10 protein-coding genes are annotated in these 13165 nt (G+C 73.8%); 7 read left to right on the top strand and 3 right to left on the bottom strand.

All coding sequences use genetic code 11. The features are described 5' to 3' along the window. Position 1 precedes the first annotated feature (1 nt). On the bottom strand, positions 2-1036 hold the full coding sequence (locus tag VFW79_RS05360; RefSeq protein WP_329676288.1) for a DUF3027 domain-containing protein: 1035 nt from the start codon (positions 1034-1036) through the stop codon (positions 2-4). Next, positions 1033-1416 carry a cold-shock protein gene (locus tag VFW79_RS05365; protein ID WP_109131702.1) on the bottom strand — a complete coding sequence of 128 codons (384 nt, stop codon included), beginning with the start codon at positions 1414-1416 and terminating at the stop codon, positions 1033-1035. The genes VFW79_RS05360 and VFW79_RS05365 overlap by 4 nt, the downstream gene beginning before the upstream one ends. Before the next feature lie 179 nt (positions 1417-1595). Here VFW79_RS05365 and VFW79_RS05370 point away from each other — a divergent pair, with 179 nt between their 5' ends. Together VFW79_RS05370 and VFW79_RS05375 are read left to right on the top strand one after the other, a co-directional pair. Then, a complete protein-coding gene (locus tag VFW79_RS05370; RefSeq protein WP_329676289.1) occupies positions 1596-4286 on the top strand; it encodes a helicase-associated domain-containing protein in 2691 nt (896 codons plus the stop codon). Further along, positions 4279-5958: a DNA repair helicase XPB gene (locus VFW79_RS05375; RefSeq protein WP_329676290.1), complete on the top strand. Its 1680-nt coding sequence runs from the start codon at positions 4279-4281 to the stop codon at positions 5956-5958. Before VFW79_RS05370 ends, VFW79_RS05375 begins: the two co-directional genes overlap by 8 nt. 32 nt (positions 5959-5990) lie before the next feature. Here the strand turns inward: VFW79_RS05375 and VFW79_RS05380 are convergent, their stop codons facing one another. Then, positions 5991-6770: a type 1 glutamine amidotransferase gene (locus VFW79_RS05380; RefSeq protein ID WP_329676291.1), complete on the bottom strand. Its 780-nt coding sequence runs from the start codon at positions 6768-6770 to the stop codon at positions 5991-5993. Positions 6771-6890: 120 nt separating this feature from the next. Between VFW79_RS05380 and VFW79_RS05385 the strand changes: the two genes are divergently transcribed. The 5 genes from VFW79_RS05385 to VFW79_RS05405 all read left to right on the top strand — a co-directional run bounded on the left by VFW79_RS05385 (position 6891) and on the right by VFW79_RS05405 (position 13147). After that, the gene (locus tag VFW79_RS05385) at positions 6891-9014 is read left to right on the top strand and encodes a TPM domain-containing protein (protein ID WP_329676292.1); all 2124 of its coding nucleotides are present in this window, start codon (positions 6891-6893) and stop codon (positions 9012-9014) included. A gap of 142 nt (positions 9015-9156) precedes the next feature. Beyond that, entirely contained in the window at positions 9157-9885 is a 729-nt protein-coding gene (locus tag VFW79_RS05390; protein ID WP_329676293.1) for a PspA/IM30 family protein, read from the top strand. A gap of 80 nt (positions 9886-9965) precedes the next feature. Continuing rightward, positions 9966-10700 (top strand): response regulator transcription factor, encoded by a 735-nt coding sequence (locus tag VFW79_RS05395; protein WP_329676294.1) that lies wholly within the window; start codon positions 9966-9968, stop codon positions 10698-10700. Beyond that, the gene (locus VFW79_RS05400; RefSeq protein WP_329676295.1) at positions 10697-12328 is read left to right on the top strand and encodes a HAMP domain-containing sensor histidine kinase; all 1632 of its coding nucleotides are present in this window, start codon (positions 10697-10699) and stop codon (positions 12326-12328) included. Before VFW79_RS05395 ends, VFW79_RS05400 begins: the two co-directional genes overlap by 4 nt. 54 nt (positions 12329-12382) lie before the next feature. Then, the gene (locus tag VFW79_RS05405) at positions 12383-13147 is read left to right on the top strand and encodes a hypothetical protein (protein ID WP_329676296.1); all 765 of its coding nucleotides are present in this window, start codon (positions 12383-12385) and stop codon (positions 13145-13147) included. Positions 13148-13165 lie beyond the last annotated feature (18 nt).

The raw sequence follows: 13165 nt of genomic DNA on the forward strand, positions 1-13165 counted from the left end.
GCTACTGGCTCGTCCCGGCCGACTCGTCGTCGACCGCGACGACGTCAGCAGGGACCTCGTCAACAGGAGCCTCGCCCACCGGCACCCCGTCAGCAGGAGCCTCGTCAACCGGCGCCACGTCAGCAGGAGCCTCGTCCGCAGGCACCTCGTTGACTGGGGCCTCGTCGGCAGGCGTCTCGTCCACCGGCGTCACGTCGACTGGTACCTCGTCGACAGGTGCCTCGACGGCTGCGGCGTCGTCCGCCGCTGCCTCCTCGGTCGGGACAGCCTTCGCGGGCCCCCCGAGCGACACGAGCTCGATGTCGAGGTCGTCGATCGCCGCGCTCGGTTCGGGCCAGTCGCTCGCGTGCGGCTCGGCGTCGGTCTCGGAGTGGGCCCCGCAGCCGTGGTCGAGGCTCACGACGCGACCGTCGTCGGGCGACCACTCGTTCGCGCAGACGCCGAAGACGGTCCCGAGCGCGCCCTGGAGCGGGACGAGGAAGCCGCAGCTCATGCAGGCATCCGCGGCCGCGAGCGCACCGGCCGACGTCGGGCCCTGCGAGCCGGTGTACCAGCGCGTGGCGGCGGCGTCGCGGCCGTCGCGCGACAGGATGCGGGCGCGGGCGAGCGCGAGCTCCTCGATCGCGACCGAGTCCAGCTCGTCGTCCCCGGTCGGAGTCCAGCCCGGCTCGAGACGCGGGTCGTCGGCGCGGAACGGCACGACGTCGCCCGGACCGATGTCGCCGGGGCGCAGCCGCTCGGACCACGGCAGCCACTCGGGCGCGAGGATCGCACCGTCGCCGGGGAGCAGCACGGCCTCGCAGACCGTAGCGACGCGACCGCGCGGCATCCGGGCGACCGTGACGGTCCACTGCCAGCCGTGATAGCCGGTCGCGGCGCACGCGAACCGGTGCGAGACGAGCCGTTCGCCCTCGACGACCGCGCCGAGGTACTCCCCGACGTCGGAAGGGTGCTCGGCCAGCTCGACCGCGAACTCGCGTGCGAGGTCGACGGCCGCACCGAGGACGGCGTCCTTCGTGGCGGTGGCCACGCTCACGCCTCGAAGCTCTCGGCGACGGCGCGGAGGAGCGACGCGTACTTCTCGCCCTGGGCCTTCTCCGGGTAGCGGCCGCGACGCAGGTCGTTGCCGACCTTGTCGAGCACCTTGATGAGGTCCTCGACGATGATCACCATGTCGTCGGCCGGCTTGCGCGCGGCCTTCGCGACCGACGGGACGGGGTCGAGGATCTTCACGGCCAGGGCCTGCGGTCCACGGCGGCCGTCGGCCACGCCGAACTCGACCTTCGCGCCGGGCTTCGGCGGGGCGGCTCCGGCCGGCAGCGCGGACGCATGCAGGAACACCTCGTCACCCTCGTCGCTGGCGATGAATCCGAAGCCGCGCTCGGTGTCGAACCACTTGACCTTGCCGGTGGGCACTGCAACCCCAGATGTGTCGATGGATGTGACGGTGCACGTCGTACCAGTCAAGGCTACCCGGCGCGGGTGCTCCGCGTGGTCGCGAGCGCGGTCGTGCGGTCGACGTCCGCGCGGGACGGGCCCCGAGCCCCGTGCTGCACGGTCCCGACGAGCCGCTCGTCCCACGTATCGTTGTGCGGATGGCCACTTTCAGCGAGGACCTGCGTAGTCGCAGCGACGACGAGCTCGTCGCGCTGCTGCTGCGCCGCCCTGACCTGGCCTCCCCCTCTCCCTCGACGCTGTCCTCGCTCGCGGCGAGGGCCACCAGCCGGGCGAGCCTCGAGCGCGCGCTCGGCAGCGTCGACGCGGTCGTGCTCCAGGTCGTCGAGGCGGTGGTCGCGCTGCACGACGACGCGGCCCCGGTGACGCCCGACCGCGTCGCGCAGGCAGTCGGTGCCCGGTCCGACGCCGACCGCGAGCTCGTCGACGCCGCGCTCACCCGCGCGGTCAGCCTGCTGCTCGTACGGCTGGACGACACGCCGGCCACCGGCTCGAGCGCGGGCCGCGGACTGCTCGCCGCGCCCGGCCTCGCCGAGCTGCTCGGTCCGTACCCCGCGGGGCTCCCGCCCGCGGGCGCCGTCTCGGGCGGACCGTCGACGACGGCCCGAAGCCCCGGGGCGTCCCCGGGCGTGGCGGCACCACGTGTTCTGGACGACGCCCTCGCCGACGCACCCCCCGGCGCCCGTCAGGTCCTCGACGCGCTGATGTGGGGCCCCCCGGTCGGCCTGCTGCCCGCGGTGCGGACCCCCGCGCGGGACGCCGTGCAGTGGCTGCTCACGCACGGACTGCTCAGCCCCGGCGACGCCCGCCACGTGCTGCTGCCGCGCGACGTCGCCCTCGCGCTGCGTTCGGGCCGGACCCATGCCGACCTGCACCGACCCCCCGCGACCCCGTCCGACGTGCGTCACCCGCTCGAGCTCGTCGCCGGCGAGTCGACCATGGCCGCGCAGCGGGTCGTCCGGCTCGTCGCCTCGCTCGTGCGCACGTGGGAGATCGAGCCGGCGCCGGTCCTGCGCACCGGCGGGCTCGGCGTGCGTGAGCTGCGCAAGCTCGCCGCGCAGCTCGAGACCGAGGAGTCCGACACGGCGTTCGTCGTCGAGCTCGCGGGTGCCGCCGGTCTCGTGGCCGACGACCGCGAGGAGATCCCCTCGTTCGCGCCGACGCTCGCGGTGGACGACTGGCTGACGGCCGAGCTGTCCGTCCGGTGGGCTCTGCTCGCCCGGACGTGGCTCACGACCACCCGGACCGCGTGGATGGTCGGCACCCGGGACGACCGCGGGACGGTGCGGGCCGCGCTCGACCCCGAGCTGACCCGGCCGTGGGCACCACGGCTGCGCGCGTCGGTCCTCGGCGTGCTCGCGGACGCCGAGCCGGGAGCAGCACTCACGGCCGCGCAGGTCAGCGAGCAGCTCGCCTGGCGGTCACCTCGCGCCCTGCCGCCGGCCGCGGCAGTCGCTGCGACGCTCCACGAGGCCGGTCTCCTCGGCGTCGTGGCCGCGGGCGCGCTGTCCCCCGCGGGTCGCGCGCTGCTCCCCGACCTGCGCCCCCTCGACGAGATCGCCGGTACCGCGACCGCTCGTGCCGGTCGGCGAGGACGCTCGACGACGTCGTCGGCTGCCGGAGCGGAGGCGCAGCCGGAGGTGGACGACGTAGCCGCAGCTCTGCGCGCGGGACTCGCGGACGCGGTCGACGAGATCCTGCTGCAGGGCGACCTCACCGGGGTCGTGCCGGGCCGCCCCTCCCCCGAGCTCGAGGCGCTCATCGAGCGCGCCGCCCGGGTCGAGTCGCGCGGCGGCGCCCTGACCGTCCGGTTCACGCCCGAGAGCGTGCGCGCGGCGCTCGATGCCGGGACGACCGCGGACGAGCTGCTCGCCGACCTGGCCGCGCACTCCCGCGGTGCGGTCCCTCAGCCGCTCGACTACCTCGTGCGCGACGCCGCCCGCAGGCACGGTCGGCTGCGGGCCGGCGCCGCGTCGAGCTACGTGCGCGCCGAGGACCCGGCGCTGCTCGCGGGCCTCGTCGAGGACCCCCGGCTCGCCTCCCTCGGCCTCGTGCGCCTGGCACCGACCGTCCTGGCCGCCCAGGTCTCGACCCGCGAGCTGCTCGCTGCCCTGCGGGAGCGCGGGCTCGCCCCCGTCGCCGAGGGCCCGGACGGGCAGATCGTGCACGCCGAGCGGGTCATCCGCCGCGTCGCCCGCCGGCCGCGGCGCGGCCTCGTCACGCCGCCCGACGACGCGTCCCAGAGCGCCGCCGCCCGCGCGGCACGGAGCGCCGCCCTGGTCCCCCAGCTGCGCCGGGCTGAGCTCGCGCAGCAGGCGGACCTGGCGGCCCAGCTGGCCGACCGCGAGGCGCACCGCGTCGCCGCGCGGTCCCGGGCCGACGAGGCCGACGCCGCCGCGACGGCCGCCCGAGCCGGCGCGGCCGACGGCGGCGCCACCGGCCCGAGCGCCGGGGGCGCGGATCGTGACCGGTCTGCACCCGACGACGGCCGCGCACGGACCGTCGGTGCGGGTTCCAGGAGCGGCGTCGGCCAGCGCGGAGCGGCGCGCCGCACGACGCCGCCGACGACCGGCGGAACAGCCGACCCCGTCGCGGCGTTGGGACTGCTACGCGAGGCCGTCGAGGACCGCACGGACGTGTGGCTCGAGCTCGTGGACGCCCATGGCGTCCCGCAGCGACGGCGCGTACGTCCGATCCGGCTCGAGGCCGGACGACTGCGAGCGCTCGACCCCGCGCGCGACTCCGAGCTGACCGTCGCGGTGCACCGCATCGCGTCCGTCGCCCGGGTCGAGCAGGACCCGCTGGACCCCACCGAGGAGACGCATGACTGACGGCCCGCTGATCGTGCAGAGCGACAAGACGCTCCTGCTCGAGGTCGACCACGACCAGGCGGAGGCCTGCCGACGCGCGATCGCGCCGTTCGCCGAGCTCGAACGGGCCCCCGAGCACGTCCACACCTACCGGCTGACCCCGCTCGGGCTGTGGAACGCGCGCGCCGCCGGTCACGACGCCGAGCTCGTCGTCAGCGTGCTGCTCGAGTACTCGCGCTACCCGGTGCCGCACGCGCTGCTCATCGACATCGCGGAGACCATGTCGCGGTACGGGCGGCTGCAGCTCGTCCAGGACCCCGTGCACGGGCTCGTCCTGCACGCGCTCGACAAGGCCGTCCTCATGGAGGTCATGCGTTCCAAGCGGAGCGCAGGGCTGCTCGGCGCGCGCCTCGACGACACCGACGTGATCGTGCACCCGAGCGAGCGCGGCCACCTCAAGCAGGTGCTGCTCAAGCTCGGCTGGCCCGCTGAGGACCTCGCGGGCTACGTCGACGGCGAGGCCCACGCGATGTCGCTCGACACTGCGGGCGCCTCGAACCCGGGCAAGGACGGCGCGCCGCGCCCCTGGGACCTGCGTCCGTACCAGAACCAGGCGATCGAGGGCTTCTGGCACGGCGGCTCGGGCGTCATCGTGCTGCCCTGCGGTGCCGGGAAGACGCTCGTGGGCGCGGGCGCGATGGCCCGGTCGCAGACCACGACCCTCATCCTCGTGACCAACACCGTCAGCGCGCGGCAGTGGCGCGACGAGCTGCTCAAGCGCACGTCGCTGACCGACGACGAGATCGGTGAGTACTCGGGCGCCCGCAAGGAGGTCCGCCCGGTCACGATCGCGACCTACCAGGTCATGACGACCAAGCGGAAGGGCGTCTACACACACCTCGAGCTGCTCGACGCCCGCGACTGGGGCCTGGTCATCTACGACGAGGTCCACCTGCTGCCCGCGCCGATCTTCCGCATGACCGCCGACCTGCAGGCCCGGCGCCGGCTCGGCCTGACCGCGACCCTCGTCCGCGAGGACGGTCGCGAGGACGAGGTGTTCAGCCTCATCGGCCCCAAGCGGTTCGACGCCCCCTGGAAGGACATCGAGGCCCAGGGGTACATCGCGCCGGCCGACTGCGTCGAGGTCCGTCTCACGATGCCCGAGCGGGACCGCATGATCTATGCGACCGCCGAGCCCGAGGACCGCTACCGGCTCGCCGCGACGGCGCCCGGGAAGAACCACGTCGTCGAGCGGCTCGTCGCCAAGCACGAGGGCGAGCCGACCCTGGTCATCGGGCAGTACATCGACCAGCTCGAGGAGCTCGCCGACCACCTGGGTGCCGACCTCATCACGGGGTCGACGACAGTTCCCGAGCGCCAGCGCCTGTACGACGCGTTCCGGACCGGCGAGATCACCAAGCTCGTCGTGAGCAAGGTCGCGAACTTCTCGATCGACCTGCCGGAGGCCTCGGTCGCGATCCAGGTGTCGGGATCGTTCGGGTCACGCCAGGAGGAGGCGCAGCGCCTCGGACGGCTCCTGCGGCCCAAGGGTGACGGCCGCACGGCGCACTTCTACGCGGTGGTCGCCCGGGACACGGTCGACCAGGACTTCGCGGCGCACCGCCAGCGGTTCCTCGCGGAGCAGGGCTACGCGTACACGATCGTCGACGCCGAGGACCTCGTCACCGACTGACGCATCCGGGCGGCCCGGGACGGCAGGCCGGCTCAGACGAGCGCTGCGTCGGTGACCGCGCTCTCGTTGACCAGGCTCACGAACGCCTCCGCGATCCTGCGCCCCGCGTCCGTCAGCTGGTCGGCCCGGCTCGCGTACGCGTCGCGGACCTCGGCCGCGTCGACGTCGTCGTCCTCGTTCGCCCACGCCGAGAGCAGCTCGGTGCCAGCCTCGGGGTGGAACTGCACGCCCCAGGCCGAACCGATCCGGAACGCCTGGTACGGGTACATCGCCGACGACGCGAGCCAGGTCGCACCACGCGGCAGGTCGACGACCGCGTCGGAGTGCATGCTCGGCATCGGGGTGCTGCGCCGCTCCTCGGCGACCGCCAGGTCGAGGAGCCCGCCGAGCAGCGCGTCCCCCACGGCCTCGGGACGCCACTGCACGTCGATGACGCCGGCCTCGATGCCCGGGGGCGCCGCGACCTGCAGCCGCCCGCCACGAGCGAGCGCCAACATCTGCGCCCCGAGACAGATCGCGAGGGTCGGCACACCCGACGCGGAGGCCGCGGCCAGCAGCGCGCGGGTCGCGGGCAGCCAGGGCGCGACGACGTCGTCCACCGCGCTCATCTCCCCGCCGAGCACGATCAGACCGTCCCCGACCTCGGCCGGGTCGACCGGGACCATCTCGCCCGCGTAGGAGTGGATGGTGCGGAGCTCGACCCCGTCGAGCCACTCCTCGAACATGTCCAGCGGGACGTGGGCGTCCTGCTGGACGACAGTCACGACGCGCGGGCCCGGGGTGCTGGGCACGGGGGCAGTCTCAAAGGTCACGCGGAGACGGTACTCCGGGGTACCCGGGACCCCGAAACCTGCAGGTCGTGGGCCCGTACTTCGCGCCCGGTGGGCACCAGGCCCGTTGCACCTCGGGCCGTGGGGGTCAAGGATCGGAGTGTGACCCGACGACTGCTCGCCCTGTGCCGCACCCGTTCCCGCAGGGCGGCGCATCTGCTCGGCGCGGTCGCCGCGATGGGCGTCCTGGGCGTGGTCGGCGCACTCGCCGCCCCCGCCGTCGCACAGGTCCCGGCGGTCGCCCCTTTCCACGTCAACGAGCGGATCACCGACCAGGTGGGCGCGCTCGGCTCGACCACCGCGGACGTCACGACCCACCTCGACGCCCTGACGAACGACACGGTCTACGACCTGTACGTCGTGTTCGTCGACGACTTCTCGGGGGCGTCCGGCTCGGCCTGGGCCGACGACACGGCGATCGCGTCCGGTCTCGGCACCGAGGACGTGCTGCTGGCCGTCGCCGTCACCGAGCGGAGCTACGGGCTGTCGGTGGCGGACAAGTCCCAGCTCACCGACGCCCAGATCCGGCACCTGCGGACCGACCTCATCGAGCCGCGCCTCAGCGCGGAGGACTGGTCGGGCGCCGTCATCGCGGCGGCGGACGGCCTGCGCGCGGCGGCGAGCGGGACGGGGTCGGACACGGGTGGGTCGACGACCGGCGGCGGGACCTCGACGTCGAGCGGGTCGTCGACCTCCGGCCTGCTCGTGGTGCTCGTCGTCTTCCTCGTCGTCGTCTTCGGCGGCCTGGTCATCTGGGCCCTGACCCGTCGGCGTGCCGGTGGCCCGGGCGTCGTGGCCGCTCCAGGTTCTCCGCGACGGGGTCGTCCGGACGGCCTCGACGCGCTGCCGACGGCGGAGCTGAACACTCGAGCCAGCTCGGCCCTCGTCGCGATCGACGACGCGATCACGTCGTCCGAGCAGGAGCTCGGCTTCGCGCAGGCCCAGTTCGGCCTCGAGGCCACGACGCAGTTCGGCGCGGCGCTCGCGGACGCCAAGACGCAGGTGTCCGGGGCGTTCCGGCTGCGCCAGGAGCTCGACGACAGCACGCCCGAGACCGAGCCCGAGGCGCGTCGGATGATGCTCGCGATCGTCGACACGTGCGCCGCAGTCGCGGCGTCCCTCGACGCCCACTCCGACGAGTTCGAGAAGCTCCGCGACCTGCAGGCCCGTGCGCCCGAGGTCCTCGCGGGCGACGAGCGACGCGCCGGTGAGGTCGCCGCACGCGTGGCGGCCGCCCGGACGACGCTCGCCGGGCTTGCCGCGACGTACCCCGCGGCGGCCCTCGCATCGGTGAGCGCCAACCCGGACCACGCCGAGTCGCTGCTCGCCGGGGCTCGCGAGCAGATCGCGCACGGCCGCACAGCCCTCGACGGCGGCGACAAGGCCGCTGCCGTGGCCGCCGCCCGCGCCGCGGAGGCCGGCATCGCGCAGGCCGCGACGCTCCTCGACGCGATCGACCGTGCGGGTGAGCAGCTCGCGCGCGCCGGCGCGGACCTCGAGGCGGCGATCGCGTCGATCAGCTCCGACTTCGCCGACGCCGCGCGCCTCGCTCCCGCCGACCCTGCCGTGTCCACCGCCACCGAGGCGGGTCGGCAGGCGGTCGCGTCTGCCCAGCAGGCCCGGATCGGCGGCGACCCGCTCGCAGCCCTGACCTCGCTGCACGACGCCGAGGCCAGGCTCGACGCGGCCCTTGCCCCGTTCCGCGAGCACGCCGAGCAGAGCGCCCGCGCACTGGCACAGGCCACCGACCTGCTGGGCCGCGTGACCTCCCAGATCCGGGGCATCTCCGACTACATCGAGACGCGCCGCGGCGCTGTGGGGCCGGAGGCGCGAACCCGGCTGTCCGAGGCCGCGCGTCTCGCGCAGCAGGCACAGGTGACGCTCCCGACCGACCCGGTGGCGGCGCTCGCACTGGTCCAGCAGGCCGGCGGCCTCGCGGAGCAGGCGGGGCAGCTCGCGCAGGCGGACGTGCAGCAGTGGGAGGACCAGCAGCGCAGCTCGGGCCCCGGCGGGTTCGGTGGACCGACTCGTGGTGGCGGATCGTCGACCGGCTTGATCCTCGGCGGCATCCTCATCGACCAGCTGCTGCGCGGCGGCGGGGGCTTCGGCGGGTTCGGCGGCGGGGGCTTCGGCGGCGGGTTCGGTGGCGGCCGCAGCGGCAGGGGTGGCGGCGGCGGTTTCGGCGGCGGGTCGCGCGGCGGCCGGGGCGGAGGCGGCCGCTTCTGAGAGGACCGGCAGTCCGGCAGTCGTATCACGCACCGTCGCACGATCAGGCCCGCGCACAGGCCGGACCTGGAAAGACATCCCTGGAGCACGAGCTGCCCGCTCGACGACCGAGCAGGCGGTACGCCCGACGAGAGGACGCACGATGACCGAGAAGCAGACGATCCTGGGTCGCATCACCCAGCTCGCCAAGGCGAACATCAACTCCCTGCTCGACCGCGCAGAGGACCCCGCCAAGCTCATCGACCAGCTCATCCGCGACTACACGAACAACATCGCAGAGGCCGAGGACGCGGTCGCGCAGACCATCGGCAACCTCCGGCTCGCGCAGCAGGACCACGCGGACGACGTGGCGGCGGCCAGCAGCTGGGGCCAGAAGGCCGCAGCAGCCTCGTCGAAGGCCGACGAGCTGCGCGCGTCGGGCGACATCACGGGCGCCGACAAGTTCGACAACCTCGCCAAGGTCGCCCTCGGCAAGCAGATCGCGGCGGAGGACGAGGCCACGACCGCCGAGCCGCTCATCGCCTCGCAGTCCGACGTCGTCGAGAAGCTCAAGGCCGGGCTGTCGTCGTCCAAGGTCAAGCTCGAGGAGCTGAAGACCAAGCGCGACTCGCTCGTCGCCCGCCAGAAGAGCGCCCAGGCCCAGTCCCAGCTGCACGACGCGCTCGGCTCGATCAACGTGCTCGACCCGACGAGTGAGATCTCCCGGTTCGAGGACAAGGTGCGTCGCGAGGAGGCTCGCGTCGCGGGCGAGCAGGAGCTCGCGGCGTCCTCGATCGACGCGCAGTTCGAGGAGCTCGACCGCTCGGGTGCCAACCTCGAGGTCGAGGCACGCCTCGCGGCGCTGAAGAAGGGCACCGCGCCGAGCCTCTGAGCCACCGCGTCGGGCCGACGCCGGGCGATCATGCAGCGCGCACCCAGGCAGCTCTCAGGGATGACGGGCAGAATGGGTGCATGAATGGACCGTCCGGCGTGCCCGAGGCCCGGCTCCTTGTCGTCGACGACGAGCCCAACATCCGCGAGCTCCTCGCGACGTCCCTGCGTTTCGCGGGTTTCGAGGTGTTCGCCGCCGCCGACGGCGCCAGTGCGCTGCGTCTCGCCCGGCAGGTCGAGCCGGATCTGCTCGTGCTCGACGTCATGCTCCCCGACATGGACGGGTTCACCGTCACGCGGCGCCTGCGCGAGAAGGGCCAGCACGTCCCCGTCCTGTTCCTGACGGCGCGCGACGACACCGCGGACAAGGTCCAGGGTCTGACGGTCGGCGGCGACGACTACGTGACGAAGCCGTTCAGCCTCGAGGAGGTGGTGGCCCGCATCCGCGCGGTCCTGCGCCGCACGAACCCCGCCGAGATCGACCCGGGCAGCGTGCTGTCCTACGCGGACCTCGAGCTGGACGAGGACTCCCACGAGGTGCGTCGGGCCGGCCAGGTCGTCGAGCTGTCTCCCACCGAGTTCAAGCTGCTGCGCTACCTGCTCCTCAACCCCGGGCGCGTGCTCTCCAAGACCCAGATCCTCGATCACGTCTGGCAGTACGACTGGGGCGGCGACGCGAACATCGTCGAGTCCTACATCTCCTACCTGCGTCGCAAGATCGACCAGGTCGACGGTCCGGACGGGGCGCGCGTCGTCCCGCTCATCCAGACGAAGCGAGGCGTCGGCTACCTGCTGCGACTCCCGAGCGGTTCGTGAGCGGTCCCGACGCGCCCGTCCGGCGCACGCGGCGGCTCCACGTGCCGCGGATCGCGGACTCGCGGCTCGCACCGCTGGTGGGTCGCCTCCGCGCGCGCTGGGCCCGCGTGCCGCTGCGGGTCCGGCTCGTGGGCATCATCACCGTCCTGCTGACGGTCGGTCTGGTGGTCGCGGGCGTGACGACGGCGACGCTGCTGCAGCGCTACCTCGTCGGGCGCGTCGACAAGCAGCTCGAGACCGAGGCGCTCAGCCTCGCGAACCGCCAGCTCGACGCGCTGCAGCGCAACGGCTGCAACCAGGGCGGCACCTCGCTCCTGCCCAGCGACTACACGGTGATCTTCCGCATCGCAGCAGGCACTGGCCAGGACGCCACCGAGACCGTCCAGGACTGCGGCCGCAGCGTGACCTACCAGGAGTCCGGTGAACCGAGGCTGCCCACCCTGACGCCCACGGAGGTCGACGCGCTCGGTGGCGAGCCCTTCACGGTGCCGAGCACGCGCTCGGACTCGTCGTGGCGCGTCGTGGCCTACCCGCTGCTGGGTCTCGGGGGCGTCTACACCGGCACGGTCACGGTCGGGCTCCCACTCGGGGGCATCCAGCAGACGGTCGAACGGATCGTCCTGCTCCTCGTGTCGAGCGGCGCCGTCATCATCGTCATCGGCGCGCTCGGCGGCGGGTGGGCCGTGCGCCGTTCGCTGCGGCCCCTGCGGGAGATCGAGGACACGGCCGCCGCGATCGCTGCGGGTGACATGACCCGCCGCGTGCCCGCGGCGCCCCCGTCGACCGAGGTCGGCCGGCTCGGCGAGGCGCTCAACGGCATGCTCACGCAGATCGAGCAGGCGTTCGACGCGCGCACCGCCTCGGAGGGCCGGATGCGCCGGTTCGTCGCGGACGCCTCGCACGAGCTGCGCACGCCGCTGGCCGCGATCCGCGGGTACGGCGAGCTCTACCGCATGGGCGCGCTCACCGAGCATGACCAGGTCGACGACACGATGCGCCGGATCGAGCAGTCGGCGACCCGCATGGGCGGCCTCGTCGAGGACCTGCTCGCTCTCGCGCGCCTCGACGAGCGGCGGCCGCTGCGGTCCGACCAGATCGACCTCGCGGTCCTGGCAGCCGACTCGATCAGCGACCTGCACGCGCTCGACCCTGACCGCCCGCTGAAGATCCAACCGATCGAGGGGACCGACGGGCTGCGCTCGTGCACGGCCGTCGGAGACGAGCGGATGCTCCGGCAGGTGCTGTCGAACCTCGTCGGCAACGTCGTCGCCCACACGCCCGCGGGCAGCCCGGTCGAGATCGCGCTCGGGAGCCGTGACGGCTCGGCGATCCTCGAGGTGCGCGACCACGGCCCGGGGATCGACCCCGAGCACGCCGCGCGCGTCTTCGAACGCTTCTACCGGGTCGACGCGAGCCGCAGCCGGAACGCCGCTGGGCTGGGGACGGGCGGTGGCGCGGGTCTCGGCATGGCGATCGTGGCGGCCATCGTCGAGGCCCACGACGGCGACGTCGAGATCGAGCAGACGCCCGGTGGCGGCACGACCGTCCGCGTGAGCCTGCCCGTCGTCGGGCCGGGAAGTCCACCTGCTGGACCGGTGTCGGCCTCTCCGGGTGCCGCCCGAGCCTGACGGCTACTACGATGGCTCGGCTCGGAATGCAGATCGGTTCACAGAGGGTGGTTCATGGACGTCCACGAGGCACCACAGTGGTTGCTCGCTGCGTTCGTCCGGAGCGCCGTCGGCGCCGGGGCGACCGCGGAACGCGACGAGATCAAGGCAGTCGGCGAGAAGCTCATCGAGAAGTGGTCGTCGCCGGGTCGGAGGTACCACAACCTGCGGCACCTCGTCGACGTGCTCGCCCGCGTCGACGAGCTCGCCGAGGAGACCCACGAGCCTGACCTCGTCCGACTCGCAGCCTGGTACCACGGCGCGATCTTCGACGCGGCAGACATCGCTGCGTACGCGAACCGCGGCGGGGAGGACGAGGTCGCGAGCGCGCAGCTGGCCCGCACCGACCTGCTCGAGCTCGGCGTACCGGAGGCCCGTGCCGCGCGCGTGCACGCCCTCGTCAATGCGCTCGCTCGGCACACCCCGAACCCGACCGACTTCGACTGCGCCGTCCTGTGCGACGCCGACCTCGCGATGCTCGCGGCCGACCCGCAGCGGTACAAGGTCTACCTGCATGACATCCGCGCGGAGTATGAGCACCTGCCCGTCGAGCACTACCTGCGCGCCCGACTGCGGATCCTGCGCAAGCTCATCGCGCGGCCCAGCCTCTTCGTGAGCCCGCTCGGAGCGGCCTGGGAGGAGCCCGCGCGGCAGAACCTGTCCGCGGAGCTCCAGCGCCTCGAGAAGGAGCTCAGCGCGATCGAGGCCGTGTCCGTCAGCGCCGGCGGGCCCGCGGAGTCGGCGTCGCCCACCGTCGAGCCGCCCACCGTCGCCGGCTGAGCGAGCGCGCCCACCACG

Source organism: Cellulomonas sp. (assembly GCF_036279715.1).
GTDB lineage: Bacteria > Actinomycetota > Actinomycetes > Actinomycetales > Cellulomonadaceae > Cellulomonas_A.

Bases quoted from the DNA above. Each gene is read 5' to 3' on its own strand.
- VFW79_RS05405 (WP_329676296.1), top strand. From the start codon at position 12,383: ATGGACGTCCACGAGGCACCACAGTGGTTGCTCGCTGCGTTCGTCCGG.
- VFW79_RS05395 (WP_329676294.1), top strand. From the start codon at position 9,966: ATGAATGGACCGTCCGGCGTGCCCGAGGCCCGGCTCCTTGTCGTCGAC.
- VFW79_RS05370 (WP_329676289.1), top strand. From the start codon at position 1,596: ATGGCCACTTTCAGCGAGGACCTGCGTAGTCGCAGCGACGACGAGCTC.
- VFW79_RS05375 (WP_329676290.1), top strand. From the start codon at position 4,279: ATGACTGACGGCCCGCTGATCGTGCAGAGCGACAAGACGCTCCTGCTC.
- VFW79_RS05390 (WP_329676293.1), top strand. From the start codon at position 9,157: ATGACCGAGAAGCAGACGATCCTGGGTCGCATCACCCAGCTCGCCAAG.